Genomic DNA, 17167 nt, shown 5'->3' on the forward strand with positions numbered 1-17167 from the left:
TTTTTGTTTTGGGTTTCGGGCTCTTTCTCCTTTTTTTTTCTGTTTTTTTTGTTGTTTTTTTTTTTTTTTCCTGTGTGGCGGGCCCGGTCGGGGCGCGCCCCCCCGCCTTTGTCATTGCGTCATCCCCGCGCAGGCGGGGATCGCTCGTGATTCTGCTTTTGTTGTTGCTGTTGCTGTTGCTGCTGTTGTTGCTGCTCTTGCTCCGCCCTCGCTGTTGAAGCCATACGCACCATCAACAGCAAGAGCGATTCCCGCCTACGCGGGAATGACCGCTGAAAAGCGATCCCCGCCTACGCGGGAATGACGAACAAAAGCAGAAACGACGGCTCCCCCCTCCAACGAGGGATTGATATTTCACCGCATCCTCCTGGGCCCCTGCCGCTGCCATGAATGCCATTGCACCGTCCCTAGCTTCCTCGCCCACATCGCGCGATCTGCGTGACGCCCGCAACGAGCGTCTTTTCCGCTGGTTCCTGGTCGCCACCGTCGTCTTCGTCCTGGTCGCCCTGGCCGGCGCCGCACTATCCATGCTCTGGGGCGGCCGCCACGCGCTGCAGGAGCAGGGCCTGAGCTTCTTCTACTCCTCCGAGTGGAATCCAGTCGAGAACAAGTTCGGCGCACTGGCACCGATCTACGGCACCATCGTCACCGCGCTGATCGCGATGTTGATCGCGGTGCCGGTGAGCTTCGGTATCGCCTTCTTCCTGACCGAAGTGGCACCGCGCTGGCTGCGTGGCCCGGTCGGCACCGCCATCGAACTGTTGGCAGGCATCCCGTCCATCATCTACGGCATGTGGGGCCTGTTCGTACTGGTGCCGGTGATGACCGAGTACGTCACCCCGTTCCTCAATGACCACCTTGGCCCACTGCCGGTGATCGGCGCCTTGTTCCGCGGCCCGCCGCTGGGCATCGGCATGCTCACCGCCGGCTTCGTGCTGGCGATCATGGTCATCCCCTTCATCTCCTCGGTGATGCGTGAAGTCTTCCTCACTGTCCCCACCCGCCTGAAAGAATCCGCGTACGCGCTGGGTTCGACCAAGTGGGAAGTGAGCTGGGACATCGTGCTGCCTTACACCCGCTCTGCTGTCATCGGCGGCGTGTTCCTTGGCCTCGGCCGTGCTCTCGGCGAAACGATGGCGGTCGCCTTCGTGATCGGCAACAGCGTGCGCCTGACCCCGTCGCTGCTGGAGCCCGGCACCACCATCGCCGCGCTGATCGCCAACGATTTCGGCGAGGCCACTGAAACTTACCGCTCGGCGCTGCTGCTGCTCGGCTTCGTATTGTTCATCGTCACCTTCGTGGTGCTGGCACTGGCCCGCCTGATGCTGATGCGCCTGTCCCGCAAGGAGGGCAACTGATGTCCGCTTCCGCTGATTCGCTGTACCTGCGCCGCCGCGTCGTCAATGTCCTTGCCCTGTTCATGGGTTGCGCGACCGCCTTGTTCGGCCTGTTCTTCCTCGGCTGGATCCTGTGGACGCTGCTGTCCAAGGGCCTGCCCGGCATCAACCTGGATCTGTTCACCAAGATGACGCCGCCGCCGATGCAGCAAGGCGGCCTGCTCAACGCCTTCTTCGGCAGCGCGGTGATGTGTGCGATGGCGATCGGCATCGGCACGCCGCTGGGCGTGGCCGCCGGTACCTGGCTGGCCGAGTATGGCAACGCCCGCAAGGCTGGCACCGTGGTGCGCTTCGTCAATGACATCCTGCTGTCGGCACCCTCCATCGTGCTGGGCCTGTTCGTCTACACGCTGTACGTGATGCAGACCGGCGGCCAGTTCTCGGCATTTGCAGGCGCGCTGTCGCTGGCCTTCATCGTGCTGCCGGTGGTGATCCGCACCACCGACGAAATGCTGCGACTGGTACCGGTGCAGATGCGCGAAGCCGCATTGGCACTGGGCGTGCCGCAGTGGAAGGTCATCATGCAGGTGCTGTACCGCAGCGCCATGGCCGGCATCGTCACCGGCATCCTGCTGGCTCTGGCGCGCATCTCCGGCGAAACCGCACCGCTGCTGTTCACCGCCTTCGGCAACCAGTACTGGAACAGCAATGTGATGCAGCCGATGGCTTCGGTGCCGGTAGTGATGAACCAGTTTGCCGGCAGCCCGTACGAATCCTGGCAGGTGTTGGCTTGGGCTGGTGCCCTGGTGCTGACCGTGTTCGTCCTGCTGGTCAGCCTCTCCGCGCGCGGCCTGCTGCTGCGTAACCGCATCTCGAACGACTGAACTTAAACGATTGATTGCCATGGACCTTCCCATGAACGACCTCAGCAACGCCGTACCGATGCAGCGCATCTCCGTGCCCGCCGCCAACCAGTCGCTGCACACGCCTGCGCCGGTCAAGCTGGCAGCACGCGGCCTGGACTTCTACTACGACAAGTTCCACGCGCTGAAGAGCATCAACCTGGAGATTCCGGAAAAGCGCGTCACCGCGCTGATCGGCCCTTCCGGTTGCGGCAAGTCCACCCTGCTGCGCATCTTCAACCGCATCTACGCGCTGTATCCGAAACTGGAAGCGCGCGGTGAAGTTCTGCTGGACGGTGAGAACATCCTTTCGCCCAAGTACCCGATGAACCGCCTGCGCTCCAAGGTTGGCATGGTGTTCCAGAAGCCGGTGCCGTTCCCGATGACCATCTTCGAGAACGTCGCCTACGGCATCCGCCATCACGAGAAGCTGTCCAAGGCCGACATGGCCGTGCGCGTCGAGCAGGCGCTGCGTCAGGGCGCGCTGTGGGACGAAGTGAAGGACAAGCTCAACCAGAGCGCGCTGGGCCTGTCCGGTGGCCAGCAGCAGCGTCTGTGTATCGCCCGCGCCGTGGCGCTGCGCCCGGACGTGCTGCTGCTCGACGAGCCGACCTCGGCGCTGGACCCGATCTCCACCAGCCGCATCGAGCAGCTGGTCGAAGAGCTGAAGAACGACTACACCATCGCCATCGTCACCCACAACATGCAGCAGGCTGCGCGCGTCTCCGACTACACCGCCTTCATGTACCTGGGCGACCTGATCGAGCACGACCGCACCGAAACCATCTTCTCCAACCCCTCCAAGCAGCAGACCGAGGATTACATCACCGGTCGCTTTGGCTGAGGCTGGCGCGCGCGGACCGTGCAAGGGTTCGCCGCCCGCTGGACGCCTGGCCAAGGACGGCCCGGCCGCACTCCGAAGCCAGATGTACGCCATGGATGGCAACGCAGCTCCCGAACGAATGCAGTCCCTCCCGAACAGTCTCCAGCGAGCATTCCATGAATCTTCCCAACGACCACATCGTCAAGAGCTATGACGAAGAACAGCAGCGACTGGTAGCCGAGATCGTGCGCATGGGCGAAATGTCCGTTGCCCAGCTCGAAGCCGCGCTGGACGTGATCGAGCGCCGCGACGAAAAGGCCGCGCAGCGCATCGTCGCCAACGACGAGGCCATCGACCAGCTTGAGCAGCAGATCAGCCACGACGTGATGCGCCTGGCCCTGCGTGGGCCGATGGCCCGCGACCTGCGCGAAATCCTCGCTGGCCTGCGCATCCCAGCCGACATCGAGCGCATCGGCGACTATGCCGCCAACGTCGCCAAGCGCTCCATCGCGCTTGCCGCGGTGCCGCCGCTGCCGCAGATCCAAGGTGTCCGCGCTTTGGGCCGGCTGGCTGCAATGCAGGTTCGCCGCGCGATGGAGGCCTATCGCGACAATGATGCCGAGGCCGCGCTGAAGCTGCGTGCCGACGACGCACGCCTGGACGCCCAATACACCGCGCTGTTCCGCGAGCTGCTGACCTACATGATGGAAGACCCGCGCAACATCACCCCGTGCACGCACCTGCTGTTCATGGCCAAGAACCTGGAACGCATCGGCGACCACGCAACCAATATCGCCGAGAACGTCTGGTTCTTGGTGCACGGTGATGCGCCGCTACCGCCACGCGAAAAGCGCGACGAAACCAGCACCGTCGATCACGCCTGATCCGTTCCTGCAAAGCCGCTGCGTGCACGCGCTGCGGCCGCAACGCCTACCTGTCCGCATCGGCCCGCTGCACCTCGTCGTGGCGGGCCGATACAGACCGGTACAAAGCGATACGCCCCAGCCCACATTTTTAATCGGGCATTCACGGATTTTTTTCGAGCATGGACTCGTCCGCAGCACTCCCGCCGCGCACCGAGGAATTCCCATGAAGCGTATCGCCGCCACCCTCCTGAGCCTGTCCCTGCTGGCCTCCAGCGCTGCGTTTGCCAGCCCCACGCAGGACCGCGACCGTGACGGAACACGCCACGACAAATCGCCCCGCAGTTCTGCCTCGCACGCCCAGAGCCACGGCAACAGCAGCCATGCTCCTGCCGGACACAATGGCGCCCGTCAAGCTTCCAATAACAGCGCCCATCGCGCCCCGCGCAAGGGCGAGCACTTGGCGCAGAACCAGCGCGGCAACCGCGTCGCCGATTACCACCGGCACGGCCTGCGCAAGCCCGGACGCGGCAACGAATGGCGCAAGCTCGATGACCGCTATGTACTGATGGCCGTAGCCAGCGGGCTGATCATCGATATCGTCAGCGGACATCGCTGATCGCCAGCATCAGCTGAACCAACGCGGGCCCCAAGTGGGCCCCTTGTCATTCCAACGATGGCAAGGTCGCGCCGTTGAGACGGGCTGCTTGTTAAGCTCCAGCCTCCCCCCGGCCCAACCACTACCGGAGACACAATCAATGGCCATCGACATCCGCAAGTCCACCACCCTCGCCTTGGGCGCTGCCCTGCTCGGCAGCATGGCGGCCCCTGCCTTTGCCATGACCGATCTCGCTCAAGGCTATGCGCTCGGCGCCAGCGCCCAGACCCCGCCGACCGCCGAAGCCCAAGCCGCCACCGCCACTACTCAAGCAACCGATGCCGCCGCCAAGCAAAAGGCCGAAGGCAAGTGCGGCGAGGGTAAATGTGGCGAAGGCAAGTGCGGCGCAGACAAGGACAAGTCCAAGACCGATGCCGCCAAGGCTGACGGCGAAGCAGCTGCCGGCGCAGACAAAGCAAAGGCCGAGGGCAAGTGCGGTGAGGGCAAGTGTGGCGGTAAGCACTAAGCCCAGCACGCCAAGGCAGCACACACCCGACCAGCGCATGCCAGCCCAGGCCAGCGCTGGTCTGGGCCTGCGGCGCTCGCTGCTCGACGCCCTGCAGGCAGCACCGGCTGGCGCATTCGACTTTCTCGAATGCGCCCCGGACAACTGGATTGGCGTTGGCGGCGGTTTGGGCGAAGCGCTGTCCGCGCTGTCGCAGCGGCACCCGCTCAGCTGCCATGGGCTGTCGCTGTCGCTGGGTGGCCCCGCCCCGCTGGATTTGGAATTCCTTGCTCGCACGCGGCACTTCCTCGACCAGCATCAGGTCGCGCTGTACAGCGAGCACCTGAGCTGGTGCACGGATGACGGCCATCTCTACGAGCTGCTGCCACTGCCCTTCACCGCCGAAGCCGTGCACCATGTTGCCGCGCGCATCCGTCAGACCCAGGACATCCTCGGTCGCCGTATCGCCGTGGAAAATGCCTCCTACTACGCCGTGCCCGCGGCGGACATGGACGAGGCCGAGTTCATCAACGCGGTGCTCGACGAAGCCGATTGCGACCTGTTGCTGGACGTCAACAACGTCTACGTAAACGCCATCAACCACGGCTATGACGCGCGCGCGTTTCTGGCACGCCTACCCTCACAGCGCATTGCCAGCTACCACGTTGCGGGTCATCACGACGAAGCCGAAGATTTGAAGATCGACACCCATGGCATGCCGGTCAAGGGCGATGTCTGGGCCTTGCTGGCCGACACCTACGCCATGCATGGCGTGCGCCCCACCCTGCTGGAGCGCGACTTCAACTTCCCGCCGCTGCCCGAGTTGCTGGGGGAGCTGACGCGTATCCGTCAATTGCAGCAGGCCGCTCATGGCTGAGTCCCTGCGCGACCTACAGATGCGCTTTGCCGCGCACCTGCGCGACCCGTCGCAGCATCCTGCTCCAGCGGATATCGACGACACGCGCATGCAGGTGTACCGCGAGCTGTATTTCAACAATATCCAGGGTCTGCTGGCTGCCAATTTCCCGGTTATCGCACGTACCTTGGGCGAGTCGCGCTGGCAGCAGCTGGTGCGCGATTTCTGTCGCGAGCACCGTGCGCATACACCACTGTTCCCGGAGATCGGGCAGGAGTTCATTGCCTTTCTGGACAATCGATCCGCCGATCCACAAGCGCCTTGGTTGCTGGAACTGGCCCATTACGAATGGATCGAGCTGGCGCTGAAGATCAGTGATGAGCCGGCGCCTGAGCATGATCCTGATGGTGACCTGCTGGCTGGCAGCCCGGTCTGTTCCCCCTTGTGCCGGGCGCTGGCTTACCAGTGGCCGGTGCATAGGATTGGTCTGGATTATCAGCCCGGTGCGCCGTCGCTACATGCGACGTTGCTGCTGGCGCGGCGCGAGGCTGATGGTGCCATCATTTTCTCCGAGCTATCACCGTTGCTGTACCGGCTATTGGAACGGCTGGAGCAGTTACCCACCCTCAGCGGGCTTGAGCAGTTGCGGGAGTTGGCGGTTGAAGCGGGTACTGAAGCTGATGAGGCTTTCATCAGCACAGGCGCAGCGATGCTGCAGCAATTGCGGGACAAGGGCTGTTTGCTGGGTGCCTCTGCCCCCTCCCTTGCGCCGAAGGCGTAGGGAAGGGTTGGAGAGGGGTTGGCTTTCAGGCATTACCGGGAATGCCCCTGTAGAGCCGAGCCATGCTCGGCTGAGGCTCTACCGGCAGAGCCCCTGCCGAGCATGGCTCGGCACTACATCGGCAAAGCCCCTTGCCGAGCATGGCTCGGCACTACGGCCTTCCGACAGCGCTTGCCGCCCCTTGCTGACACGGCCACTTGACCTGCTCTGCTACCCTATTGCGATGAACGAATTTGCTGAACCCTCGGTCCCCCGCCCTGCTTTCACGCCGATGGCGCAACGCTTCCGTGGCTTCCTGCCGGTGGTGGTGGACGTGGAAACGGGCGGCTTTGACTGTAATCGCCATGCCCTGCTCGAGATCGCCGCCGTACCGGTGGAGATGGACGAGAACGGCCAGCTCTACCCGGGCCAGACAGCCAGTGCACATGTGATTCCGGCCGAAGGCACCGAAATCGACCCCAAGTCGTTGGAAATCACCGGCATTGTGCTCGACCACCCGTTCCGCCTGGCCAAGCCAGAGCGCGACGCACTGGAACATGTGTTCGCCCCGATCCGTGCCGCGATGAAAAAGTACAACTGCCAGCGCGCGATCCTGGTCGGCCATAACGCCCATTTCGACCTGAATTTCGTCAACGCCACCGTCGCCCGCAGCGGCCATAAGCGCAACCCCTTCCATCCCTTCAGCGTGTTCGACACGGTGACGCTGGCCGGCGTGGCCTATGGCCAGACCGTGCTGGCCCGCTCGGTACAGGCTGCCGGCTTCGAGTGGGATGCCAGTGAGGCGCATAGCGCGGTGTATGACACTGAGCAGACCGCACGCCTGTTCTGCAAGATCGTCAACGCCTGGCCGACCGCTCCCGGCCGCTGAGTTTTACCAGCCTCAGGCCGCGCAGGTTCGCGCGCGGCCTTCTTTCTTCGCCTGCGCCAGCGCGTTTTTTGCGCGCTGGTAGAACAGCACCGGCGCCTGATCGTCCTCGCCCAGCTGCACTACGCCGGCACTGAAGCTGACCTTGATGTCGCCGGCCTCGTGCCCGCCCCATTCGGCGTATTGGCCGAACAGACGCTGCAGCCTTCGACAGGCGATCTCAGCTTCTGGCAGCGCCGTGTCACTCAACAACACCGCGAACTCCTTGTTGCCCAGCCGTGCCGGCATGTCGGAAGCACGCAAGCTGCGCCGCATCAGATCACCTACTTCGCACAACACCAGGTCGCCGACTGCACGCGACCACTGCGCATTGATCTGCTTGAGGTGATCGATGCTAAGCACCACCAGACTCAGTGAACGCCCGGTACGACGCGCTGCTGCCATGTCGCGCGCAAGCACGTCGTCAAATGCGCGACGGTTGGGCAGGCCACTGAGATCATCTTCATTGGCCAGCCGTTCGAATGCTTCGGCCTGCTCGCGCAGCCGTTGTTCAAGCTGCGCTTTTTCAAGTAAAGCAGTTTCCAAACGGGCGTTCTGCAGATGCAGCTGATCGGATCGCGCATGCTCCTGTGCAGCCAACTGTTGGGCGCGCCCCCGCTGTTGCTTGAGCTGCAGTGCCAGCCATAGCAAGGCTGCGATCAACAACAGGCACAAGCCGGCAAGCAGGCCAGGAAGCGGCAGTACTGCAAGCAATGGCGAGGAACTATCCATTCCGCCCTGTGCCCAGGCAGGTGTTGCGGCAACTCCAGCCAGCACAATCGGTGCTGACACACTTCGATTTGCAAAGACCTTGGCCCTGCCCCACATCGCGCGCATCCCCACGCTCGACCGGGTTACCGGATTCTTCTCTGCTGCCATCGTTCTTGCCCCAAGCTGGTCCGGGGATACTAACAAACAGCGCCCTTTTTGCATGGCTGAGTGACCGTTGGCGCTGAGGATCTTCACTGGAATGTGATTGGCGGCGTAAAAGCACACAATCCTGGCCGGAGGAACTGTAGGAGCGGCGTAAGCCGCGAAGCTGACAATCTACCGGATCGCAAAGAGAGTCTTCCCGATCGACACAGCAACAACAGCGCCTTTCTATTAGCTCCGGATGCAGCTGTGGCTTCGCGGCTTACGCCGCTCCTACAACCACACCTGCAAGCAGTCCTGCCCGCGTTGCAATCAGCCGTTGGCCGGCCATTGCGGTGCATCCCAACGCACGATGGCTTCCAAGCCTCCGCCCGGGTGATTGCGCAGGGTCAGGTTTGCACCGTCTTTCTCTGCGAGGGCGCGGGCGATGGTCAGACCAAGGCCGGCACCGCCGGTCTCGCGTGAACGCGAAGTCTCCAAGCGCAGGAACGGGGTGAACACGGCTTCCAGTTCGTCCTCGGCAAGGCCCGGGCCGTTATCGCGCACTCGCACCTCCACCGCATCGCCATCGCGGCCTGCGCTGACATGCGCGGCGCGGCCGTACTTCACCGCGTTGTCGACCAGGTTGGAGAACAGGCGCCGCATCGCCAACGGCCGCAGCATCAGCACCGCGCCGCTACCCTGCTCCAGCACCGCGTCATGACCGGATTCGGCGGCGTCCTCGACCACGCTTTCCAGCAGCGAGTCCAGATCCAGCGCGGCACGTTGCTCGGCACTCTCGGCACTGCGGGCAAGATCCAATCCCTCGCGGATCAATGCCTGCATCGCAGCAAGATCGCCAATCAGGCGCTCGCGCAGCTGCTCGTCCTGCACGTTTTCCAGCCGCAGTCGCAGTCGCGTCGATGGCGTCTGCAGGTCATGGGTGATTGCCGCCAACATCTGCGTGCGCTCGCTCAAGTGGCGCTGCAGACGCTTCTGCATGGCATTGAAGGCTTCAGCAGCACGTTGCACTTCCAACGGTCCGCTCACCGGCAGTGGCTCACGCTGCAGGTCGTGGCCGAGCTCGGTGGCGCGGTTTGCCAGTCGCTGCAATGGCGAGCTGGCGATGCGTGCAACCACATAGGCCAGCAGACCGATCGCCAATGCCAGCAGCGACAGGAACCACGGGTCGAACGCCGCCCCGCTGCGTCTTGCAACCGCCGGGTACTCCAGCGCCAGCCGTAGCGGTGTGCCATCGGTGAGCTTCAACTCCACCAAACGACAGCGCGGCGGGGTAAATGCTGGATCGCGCTCACGCGTGTGCTGGGATCGCTGTCCGCGCCCGGGTGGCGGCAGGAATTCCGGCAAGGGTGGCATGCAGGCGCGGAAGCTGCTGGCGCGTACCTGCGCACTGGCAACTGCGCCGCCGCGTGCTGCCAGTACCGCCATCAAGGCCTGGTCCACATCACCGGTGCGGAAGTCGCCTTTGACCTCGCGCACGCTGGGCCCACCCACGGCGAGCAAGCGGCTGCGCAGCTCCGGGTTGCCGTCCAATAGATTGACGAAGCCCTGCAGCCGGTCGGCGATACGCGCAAGGTTCTGCCGCTCGAACTCCTGCTGGCGACGGCTCTCGGCCAGCAGCGTCGCGCCTATCGCCGCCACCATCATGCCGACCAGCAGTATGACGAACAGCCGCCCAGCCATCGACGACAGGAACAGACGCAGCCGCTTCATTCCAGCGTCACCGCACTGGCAAACACATAGCCCTCGTTGCGCACCGTCTTGATCAAGCCATCGGCTCCGCCTGCATCGGCCAGCTTCTGCCGCAGGCGGCTGATCTGCAGGTCGATGGCGCGATCCTGCGATTCGTAATTGCGACCGCTGCTCAGCGACACCAGCTGCTCGCGCGTCAACACCTTGTTGGCGTGGGCGACCAACACCCGCAGCAGGCGGAACTCGGCACCAGACAGCATCACCACCCGTTTGGCCGGGTCGATCAAATGGCGGTGCTCCAGGTCGAACACCCAGCCGGAGAACAGCGCCCGGCGCATCGCCAGCGGTTCCATGTTGGTCGGCAAGGCCTCGGTCCGGCGCAGCACGTTGCGGATGCGTGCCAGCAGCTCGCGCGGCTCGAAGGGCTTGGCCAGGTAATCATCGGCGCCCATTTCCAGCCCCAGCACGCGATCAATCGGTTCGCTGCGTGCGGTAAGCATGATCACCGGCGTGGTCGAACGCACGCGCAGCTCGCGGCATAGCGCTAGGCCGTCTTCGCGCGGCAGGTTCAAGTCCAGCACGATCAGGTCGATGTGCTCGCGCGCCAACACCTGGCGCATATCGTTGCCATCGGCCGCCGTGCTCACGGCATAGCCAGCCCTGCCCAGTTGCTCGGCCAGCAGGCTGCGGATGTCACTGTCGTCGTCTACCACCAACAAGCGGTGCAAGGTCTGTATGTCCGTCATGGGCCAATGATCCATGCTAGCGGATCGTCGTGCGCGGCCGCATACGTATCAGCTTGTATCAACACCTGCACTTGATACACGCCGATACATGGCTGGCTGAACCTGATACACGCCGACACACACTGTGCCTTGAGGCTGAACAGGGCGCTGACCACACTGGCATCAACGCCGCACGCTGCGGCCCAGCCTGAGTGCCTGATCACCGTGAAGCTGCTGCCCTCCTCCCGCCGCAACCGCATCCTGCTTGCCGCTGCCATCGTCGCCCTGATCGCCGGCGGCGTGTTCTGGGCCACGCGCAAGCCCGCTGCTCCTTCGATGGCCACCTCGCCGGTCAGCCGTGGCGACCTGGAACAGACCGTCGACGCCACCGGCGTCATCGATGCCTACAAGCTGGTCAGCGTCGGTGCGCAGGCTTCGGGCCAGATCAAGGTACTGAAGGTGCAGCTTGGCGACGTGGTCAAGCAAGGCGACCTGATCGCCGAGATCGACTCGGTCACCCAGGAGAACAGCCTGAAGAACGCCGAAGCCGCGTTGGAAAACATCCGCGCCCAGCGTGCGGTGCAGACCGCCTCGCTGAAGGAATCCGAACTGGCCTTCGCCCGCCAGAAGGAGATGCTGGCCGCCGAAGCCACCTCGCGCGCCGACTACGAGTCGGCCGAGGCCAACCTGGCCAGCACCCGCGCGCAGATCCGCGCGCTCGATGCACAGATCCGTCAGCGCGAAACCGAACTTGGCACTGCCCAGGCCAACCTCGGCTATACCCGCATCACCGCACCCATCGACGGCACCGTGGTCGCGGTGGTCGCCGAAGAAGGCCGCACCGTCAACGCCAATCAGTCGGCGCCGACCATCGTCAAACTGGCGCGGCTGGATCTGGTCACCGTGAATGCCGAGATCTCCGAGGCCGACGTGGTCAAGGTCAAGCCCGGCATGCCGGTGTACTTCACCATCCTCGGCAACCCGGACCACAAGTACCAGGCCACGCTGCGCACGGTGAACCCGGCGCCGGCCTCGATCAGCACCGACAGCACCAGCTCCAGCAGTTCGTCCTCGTCCAGCTCCAGCACCGCCGTGTACTACAACGCGCTGTTCGACGTGGAGAACCCGGACGGCACGCTGCGCATCGACATGACCGCGCAGGTCTCGGTGATGCTGGCCCAGGCCAAGGACGCGCTGTTGATCCCCACCGTCGCGCTCGGCCCCAAGGTGCCGGAAGGCGGTCGTGGCCCCGGCGCGAATGCCGCCAATGGTGAGCAGCGCGCCGCCCGCAGCAAGCAGGAAGGCCAGCGCCAGCAACGTCGCCAGCCGGATGCCGCTGCACTGGCCAAGAGCAACAACTACGTGGTGCGGGTGGTCAACAAGGACGGCCAGCCGGAGCCGCGCACGATCAAAATCGGCCTCAACAACGGCTCCAACGTCGAAGTACTGGAAGGCCTGAAGGAAGGCGAGCTGGTCGTGGTCGGCGAGGTCACCGCCGGCGAGAAGTCCAGCAGCAACCAGCGCAGTCCGATGGGCCCGATGATGGGTGGTCCGCGCCGATGAGCCAACCACTGCTGCAACTGCGCGACCTGCGTCGCGAGTTCCCGGCCGGCGAGGAAACCATCGCTGTGCTGAAGGACGTCAATCTCGACATCCATGCCGGCGAGATGGTCGCCATCGTTGGCCAGTCCGGTTCGGGCAAGTCGACGCTGATGAACATCCTCGGCTGCCTGGACCGCCCCACCGTGGGTTCCTACAAAGTCGCCGGCCGCGAAACCGGGCGCATGCAACCCGATGAGCTGGCCGAACTGCGCCGTGAACATTTCGGCTTCATCTTCCAGCGCTATCACCTGCTGGGTGACCTGGATGCACGCGGCAACGTGGAAGTACCGGCGATCTATGCCGGTACGCCTGCCGACGCCCGCCGCAGCCGCGCCGAGGCTTTGCTCGCGCGGCTGGGCCTGAGCGACCGCATGGGTCACAAGCCGGGCCAACTGTCCGGCGGCCAGCAGCAGCGCGTCTCCATCGCGCGTGCGCTGATGAACGGTGGCGAGGTGATCCTCGCCGATGAACCCACCGGCGCGCTGGACAGCGCTTCCGGCGAAGAAGTGATGAACATCCTCGGCGAACTGCATGCCGAAGGCCAGACCATCATCATCGTTACCCACGACATGCACGTGGCCGAGCACGCCCAGCGCATCATCGAAATCCACGATGGCGTGATCGTCGCCGATCGCCGCAACGACAAAGTGCCGGCTCTGCAGAAACAGCAACGCCCTGCCCCCGTGCGCACCGGCGGCAGTGCCTTCCAGGCCGCACGTGATCGCTTCGTCGAAGCCTTCCGCATGGCCTTGCTGGCAATGAACGCGCACCGCCTGCGCACCTTCCTGACCATGCTCGGCATCATCATCGGCATCGCCTCGGTGGTGTCGGTGGTGGCGATGGGCAACGGCTCTCAGCAGCAGATCCTGCAGAACATCTCCTCGCTTGGCACCAATACCATCGACGTCTATCCGGGCAGAGGCTTCGGCGATATGCGCTCCGGCCGCGTGCAGACGCTGAGAAGCGGTGATGCCGAGGCACTGGCCACGCAGAGCTATATCGACAGCGTCACCCCCAGCGTGTCGAGTTCGGTTACCGCGCGGGTCGGCAACAAGGCGGCCTCGGCGCAGGTCGCCGGCATCGGTGATCAGTACTTCCGGGTCAAGGGCATGACCTTGATCAGCGGTCGCTACTTCGATGAAAGCGAAGTAAAGGGCTTGGCCCAGGTGGTGGTGATCGACGAGAACACCCGCAGCCAGCTGTTCGGCAGTGATGATCCGCTCGGCAAGGTCGTGCTGCTGGGCAATGTGCCGGCGCGGGTGATCGGTGTGGCCAAGCGCCAGTCGATGGGCTTTGGTGGCAGTACCAATCTCAGCGTCTGGGTGCCTTACACCACAGTGATGGCGCGCATGCTGGGGCAGACCTACCTGAGCGGCATCACCCTTCGGATCAAGGACGACACGCCGATGGATGCTGCGCAATCGGCCATCACCAAACTGCTGACCCTACGCCACGGCACCGAAGATTTCTTCCTCAGCAACACTGCCGAGATCCGCGAGACCATCGAGTCCACCACCAAGACCATGACCTTGCTGATCGGCGCGATCGCTGCGATTGCACTGGTGGTCGGCGGCATCGGGGTGATGAACATCATGCTGGTATCGGTGACCGAGCGTACCCGCGAAATCGGTGTGCGCATGGCAGTGGGTGCCCGGCAAAGCGACATCCGCCAGCAGTTTCTGATCGAGGCTGTGCTGGTCTGCCTGCTCGGCGGCGTGCTTGGCATCGCACTAGCGCTGTCGATCGGCTGGGCCTTCCAGACCTTTGGTGCCAGCTTCACCCTGCTGTTCTCCACCGGCTCGATCGTTGCCGCCTTCGCCTGCTCGACCCTGATCGGCGTGGCGTTCGGTTTCCTGCCGGCCCGCAACGCCGCCCAGCTCGACCCGGTCGAGGCCTTGGCCCGCGAATGAAGATGACCATGAAAGCACTGCGTCCCGTACTACTCTCCGCTGCCTTGACTGCTGCCTTGGTCGGCTGCGCCACCACGCCCAGCGCCGATCCCGCCGCCGACATGCGCGTGCCCAATGTCTACGGCCGTGGCGATGCCGCCGCCAATGCGCCGGTGCAGGCCATCGAGCACGAAGTGACCGCACCGGTTGCCGATGTGCATGCCGACGCCTGGTGGCAGGGCTTCGCCGACCCGAACCTGGATCAGCTGATCGAGCGCGTGCTCGCCAGCAATACCGATATGGCTTCGGCCGGTTTGAAGCTGGAACGCGCCCGCGCCCAAGCTGGCTTGGCCAGCGCAGATCTGTGGCCTCAGGCCAATGGTTCGGTGAGCGCCAATGGCAGCCGCAGTATCGACAGCAGCGACGACTGGTCGCGCAACAACAGCGCCAGCGTCTCGCTGGGCTGGGAGCTGGACCTGTGGGGCAAGCTGCGTGGCCAGCGCGATATCGCCCGCTGGGAAGCGCAGGCCACCGCGCAGGACCTGCAGAGCACTGCGCTCAGCCTGGTCGGCCAGAGCACCGAGTTGTACTGGCAGCTGGGTTATCTCAACCAAGCGATTGCCACCGGCCAGGCCAATCTTGAGCGTCTGCAGCGTACTGCTTTATTGGTGCAGACCCAGTTCGATGCTGGTGGCGTTTCGCGGCTGGAAGTGCGCCAGGCACAGCAGAACATCGAGAGCCAGAAGGCTGCGCAGTCGCAGCTGGAACAGCAACGGGTGGAAACCCGCAATGCATTGACCGTGCTGCTGGACGGCCAGCCGTGGCCGTTGGCGAACGAACCGCAGAATCTGGATGTCGCGCAGAGCCCGGCCCTGGTCGAAGGCATGCCTGCCGAGTTGCTGGCACGCCGACCGGACCTGCGCGCTGCCGAGCTGCGCCTGCGGCAGTCGCTGAAGAGCATCAAGGTGACGGCCACCAGCTACTACCCCAGCTTGAGCTTGAGTGGCTCGGTAGGCAGTTCTGCCACTTCACTGGGCGATGTGCTGACCAATCCAGTGGCGACGCTGGGTGCGGGCTTGAGCCTGCCCTTCCTGAAATTCCGGCAGATGCAGCTGGATATGAAATCGGCGGATCTGTCGTATCAGATCGCCGCCAATGATTTCCGGCGCACGCTGTATACCGCGCTGTCGGAAGTGGACAACGCATTGTCCGCGCGCATGCGCCTGGCTGAGCAGGTCGCTGCGGCGCAGGCTTCGTATGACGAGGCGGTGGAGATCGCAGGTTTGTATGAGGTGCGGTATCGCGCTGGTGCTACCGATCTGCGTACCTGGCTGGAAGCGGAGCAGACCCGTCGCAATGCAGAGCTGTCATTGGCGCAAACCAAGCGCAGCCAGCTGGTGAATGATGTGACGCTTTATAAGGCGCTGGGTGGTGGGGCCCAACAGCAGCAGTAATGCCGCTTAAGCCCCTCTCCCGTTCACGGGAGAGGGGTTGGGGTGAGGGGAAGCTCCTGGCAAGAAGAAGTCAAAAGCTCCCCTCATCCGACGCTTCGCGCCACCTTCTCCCGCAGGCGGGAGAAGGGATTTCGACAGGCATCTTTGCGGCCTGCAGCACTCCGGGCACCCTACTGCCCCGGTGCTTTTACCCCATGCCGCTGCAAAACCTCCCGTACCTTGTCCAGCGGAATCGCCTCCACCGTCTGTCCATTGCCGCTCACCGTGGTCGCCATGAACAAGGCGTTGTAAACCGACTCTTCCACCGCATCCACGCTGGCCTGGAACACCGCGCTCATCTGCTCGTTTGCCAGTTCGGTAGTGTGCAACTGCGCCGCATCGAACCCACGTCGCACCGATTCGGCGGTTGAAAACGCCAGCACATAGTCGCCGCTGCCATTTGATGCAGAACTACCCGTGCGCCCAAGCCCCATCATCCCGCGCGACGCCAAGCGCCGCAGATTGCGATCCGATAACGGCGCGTCGGTCGCCACCACGATGATCACCGAGCCATCGCCGCGATCATCGGCAAGCCCGCCCACATTGCCCTGCGCGGCCACCGCATTCTGGAACGCAAAACGGTCCAGCTCACCCCCAACCGGCGCACCTTCCACCTGCAAGACACCGCCGAAATTGGCTTGCACCAGCACGCCGACGGTCCAGCCGCCCAGACTCTCGGGCAGCTTGCGCGATGAGGTACCAATGCCGCCCTTCCAACCAAATGCCACCGTGCCGGTGCCTGCGCCAACGCTACCTTCCTGCACCGGCCCGCTCTTGGCGGTTTCCAATGCCCGACGCACCGCATCAGCAGTGACCGGCCGCGCGCGGATGTCATTGAGCCCGCCATCGTTGGTCTCGCCTACGACCACGTTCAACGAGCGCACCTGCTGCATGTCCGGCTGCGCCAGCATCCAATCGGCCATCGCATCCGCTGCCTTCCACACACATAGCGTGCAGGTCAGCAGGATCGGGGTTTCCAGTTCGCCCAGCTCATTGACCTGGGTGCTGCCGATGAATTTGCCGAAGCCATTGCCCACATGCAGCGCCGCTGGCACCCGTGAGCGGTAGGCATTGTCGGGGTGCGGCAGGATCGCGGTGACGCCGGTACGCACCGTATTGCCGGTACTCAGCGTCACCTGACCAACGCGCACGCCAGCCACGTCGGTGATCGCGTTGTTGCTACCGGGGCTGAAGATGCCGGGCGCGACGCCCAGATCACGTGCGCGTACGCGAGGTGCGTCCTGGGCGGCGGCGCTCAGGACGCAAAGCCCCGCCAGCGCCACAGTCAATCGGAGGAAAAGACGATGCGGCGTGCGGGGCATGG

Annotated in this window: 17 protein-coding genes; 13 read left to right on the forward strand and 4 right to left on the reverse strand. The window is 64.1% G+C overall.

The genetic code is table 11. The features are described 5' to 3' along the window. From ACVOLZ_RS18525 to rnt, 10 genes are all read left to right on the forward strand, one after another. On the forward strand, positions 1-218 hold a 218-nt coding region (locus tag ACVOLZ_RS18525), incomplete at its 5' end, for a hypothetical protein (protein WP_481517405.1). A gap of 168 nt (positions 219-386) precedes the next feature. Then, the gene (pstC, locus tag ACVOLZ_RS18530) at positions 387-1358 is read left to right on the forward strand and encodes a phosphate ABC transporter permease subunit PstC (protein WP_481512745.1); all 972 of its coding nucleotides are present in this window, start codon (positions 387-389) and stop codon (positions 1356-1358) included. After that, on the forward strand, positions 1358-2221 hold the full coding sequence (gene pstA / locus ACVOLZ_RS18535) for a phosphate ABC transporter permease PstA (RefSeq protein WP_481517406.1): 864 nt from the start codon (positions 1358-1360) through the stop codon (positions 2219-2221). The genes pstC and pstA overlap by 1 nt, the downstream gene beginning before the upstream one ends. Positions 2222-2252: 31 nt before the next feature. Continuing rightward, the gene (gene pstB / locus ACVOLZ_RS18540) at positions 2253-3083 is read left to right on the forward strand and encodes a phosphate ABC transporter ATP-binding protein PstB (protein ID WP_481517407.1); all 831 of its coding nucleotides are present in this window, start codon (positions 2253-2255) and stop codon (positions 3081-3083) included. Positions 3084-3238: 155 nt separating this feature from the next. Then, positions 3239-3946 carry a phosphate signaling complex protein PhoU gene (gene phoU / locus ACVOLZ_RS18545; protein WP_481517408.1) on the forward strand — a complete coding sequence of 236 codons (708 nt, stop codon included), beginning with the start codon at positions 3239-3241 and terminating at the stop codon, positions 3944-3946. Between the two features lie 205 nt (positions 3947-4151). Then, positions 4152-4544, forward strand: a complete 393-nt coding sequence (locus tag ACVOLZ_RS18550) for an RcnB family protein (protein WP_481517409.1) — start codon at positions 4152-4154, stop codon at positions 4542-4544. 139 nt (positions 4545-4683) lie between these two features. After that, entirely contained in the window at positions 4684-5049 is a 366-nt protein-coding gene (locus ACVOLZ_RS18555) for an HvfA family oxazolone/thioamide-modified RiPP metallophore (RefSeq protein WP_481517410.1), read from the forward strand. 37 nt (positions 5050-5086) lie between these two features. Continuing rightward, positions 5087-5905 (forward strand): HvfB family MNIO-type RiPP peptide maturase, encoded by an 819-nt coding sequence (locus ACVOLZ_RS18560; RefSeq protein WP_481517411.1) that lies wholly within the window; start codon positions 5087-5089, stop codon positions 5903-5905. Beyond that, positions 5898-6665 (forward strand): HvfC family RiPP maturation protein, encoded by a 768-nt coding sequence (locus tag ACVOLZ_RS18565; protein ID WP_481517412.1) that lies wholly within the window; start codon positions 5898-5900, stop codon positions 6663-6665. The genes ACVOLZ_RS18560 and ACVOLZ_RS18565 overlap by 8 nt, the downstream gene beginning before the upstream one ends. A 223-nt stretch (positions 6666-6888) precedes the next feature. Next, on the forward strand, positions 6889-7533 hold the full coding sequence (gene rnt / locus ACVOLZ_RS18570; RefSeq protein ID WP_481517413.1) for a ribonuclease T: 645 nt from the start codon (positions 6889-6891) through the stop codon (positions 7531-7533). 12 nt (positions 7534-7545) lie between these two features. Here the strand turns inward: rnt and ACVOLZ_RS18575 are convergent, their stop codons facing one another. From ACVOLZ_RS18575 to ACVOLZ_RS18585, 3 genes are all read right to left on the reverse strand, one after another. Then, positions 7546-8361, reverse strand: coding sequence for a GGDEF domain-containing protein (locus ACVOLZ_RS18575; protein ID WP_481517414.1), 816 nt, complete (start codon positions 8359-8361; stop codon positions 7546-7548). A gap of 393 nt (positions 8362-8754) precedes the next feature. Further along, positions 8755-10155 (reverse strand): ATP-binding protein, encoded by a 1401-nt coding sequence (locus ACVOLZ_RS18580; protein ID WP_481517415.1) that lies wholly within the window; start codon positions 10153-10155, stop codon positions 8755-8757. Further along, complete coding sequence (locus ACVOLZ_RS18585) at positions 10152-10880, reverse strand: response regulator (protein WP_481517416.1); 729 nt, start codon at positions 10878-10880, stop codon at positions 10152-10154. The genes ACVOLZ_RS18580 and ACVOLZ_RS18585 overlap by 4 nt, the downstream gene beginning before the upstream one ends. 198 nt (positions 10881-11078) lie before the next feature. Here ACVOLZ_RS18585 and ACVOLZ_RS18590 point away from each other — a divergent pair, with 198 nt between their 5' ends. Genes ACVOLZ_RS18590 through ACVOLZ_RS18600 form a run of 3 tightly spaced genes read left to right on the forward strand, consistent with a single transcriptional unit; the run spans position 11079 to position 15804 of the window. After that, a complete protein-coding gene (locus tag ACVOLZ_RS18590; protein WP_481517426.1) occupies positions 11079-12422 on the forward strand; it encodes an efflux RND transporter periplasmic adaptor subunit in 1344 nt (447 codons plus the stop codon). Beyond that, on the forward strand, positions 12419-14371 hold the full coding sequence (locus tag ACVOLZ_RS18595) for a MacB family efflux pump subunit (protein ID WP_481517417.1): 1953 nt from the start codon (positions 12419-12421) through the stop codon (positions 14369-14371). The genes ACVOLZ_RS18590 and ACVOLZ_RS18595 overlap by 4 nt, the downstream gene beginning before the upstream one ends. Before the next feature lie 8 nt (positions 14372-14379). After that, complete coding sequence (locus tag ACVOLZ_RS18600) at positions 14380-15804, forward strand: efflux transporter outer membrane subunit (protein WP_481517418.1); 1425 nt, start codon at positions 14380-14382, stop codon at positions 15802-15804. Positions 15805-15974: 170 nt separating this feature from the next. Here ACVOLZ_RS18600 and ACVOLZ_RS18605 read toward each other — a convergent pair whose 3' ends face one another. Continuing rightward, the gene (locus ACVOLZ_RS18605; RefSeq protein ID WP_481517419.1) at positions 15975-17165 is read right to left on the reverse strand and encodes a DmpA family aminopeptidase; all 1191 of its coding nucleotides are present in this window, start codon (positions 17163-17165) and stop codon (positions 15975-15977) included. Positions 17166-17167 lie beyond the last annotated feature (2 nt).

It is taken from the genome of Stenotrophomonas sp. STEN020 (assembly GCF_056760195.1).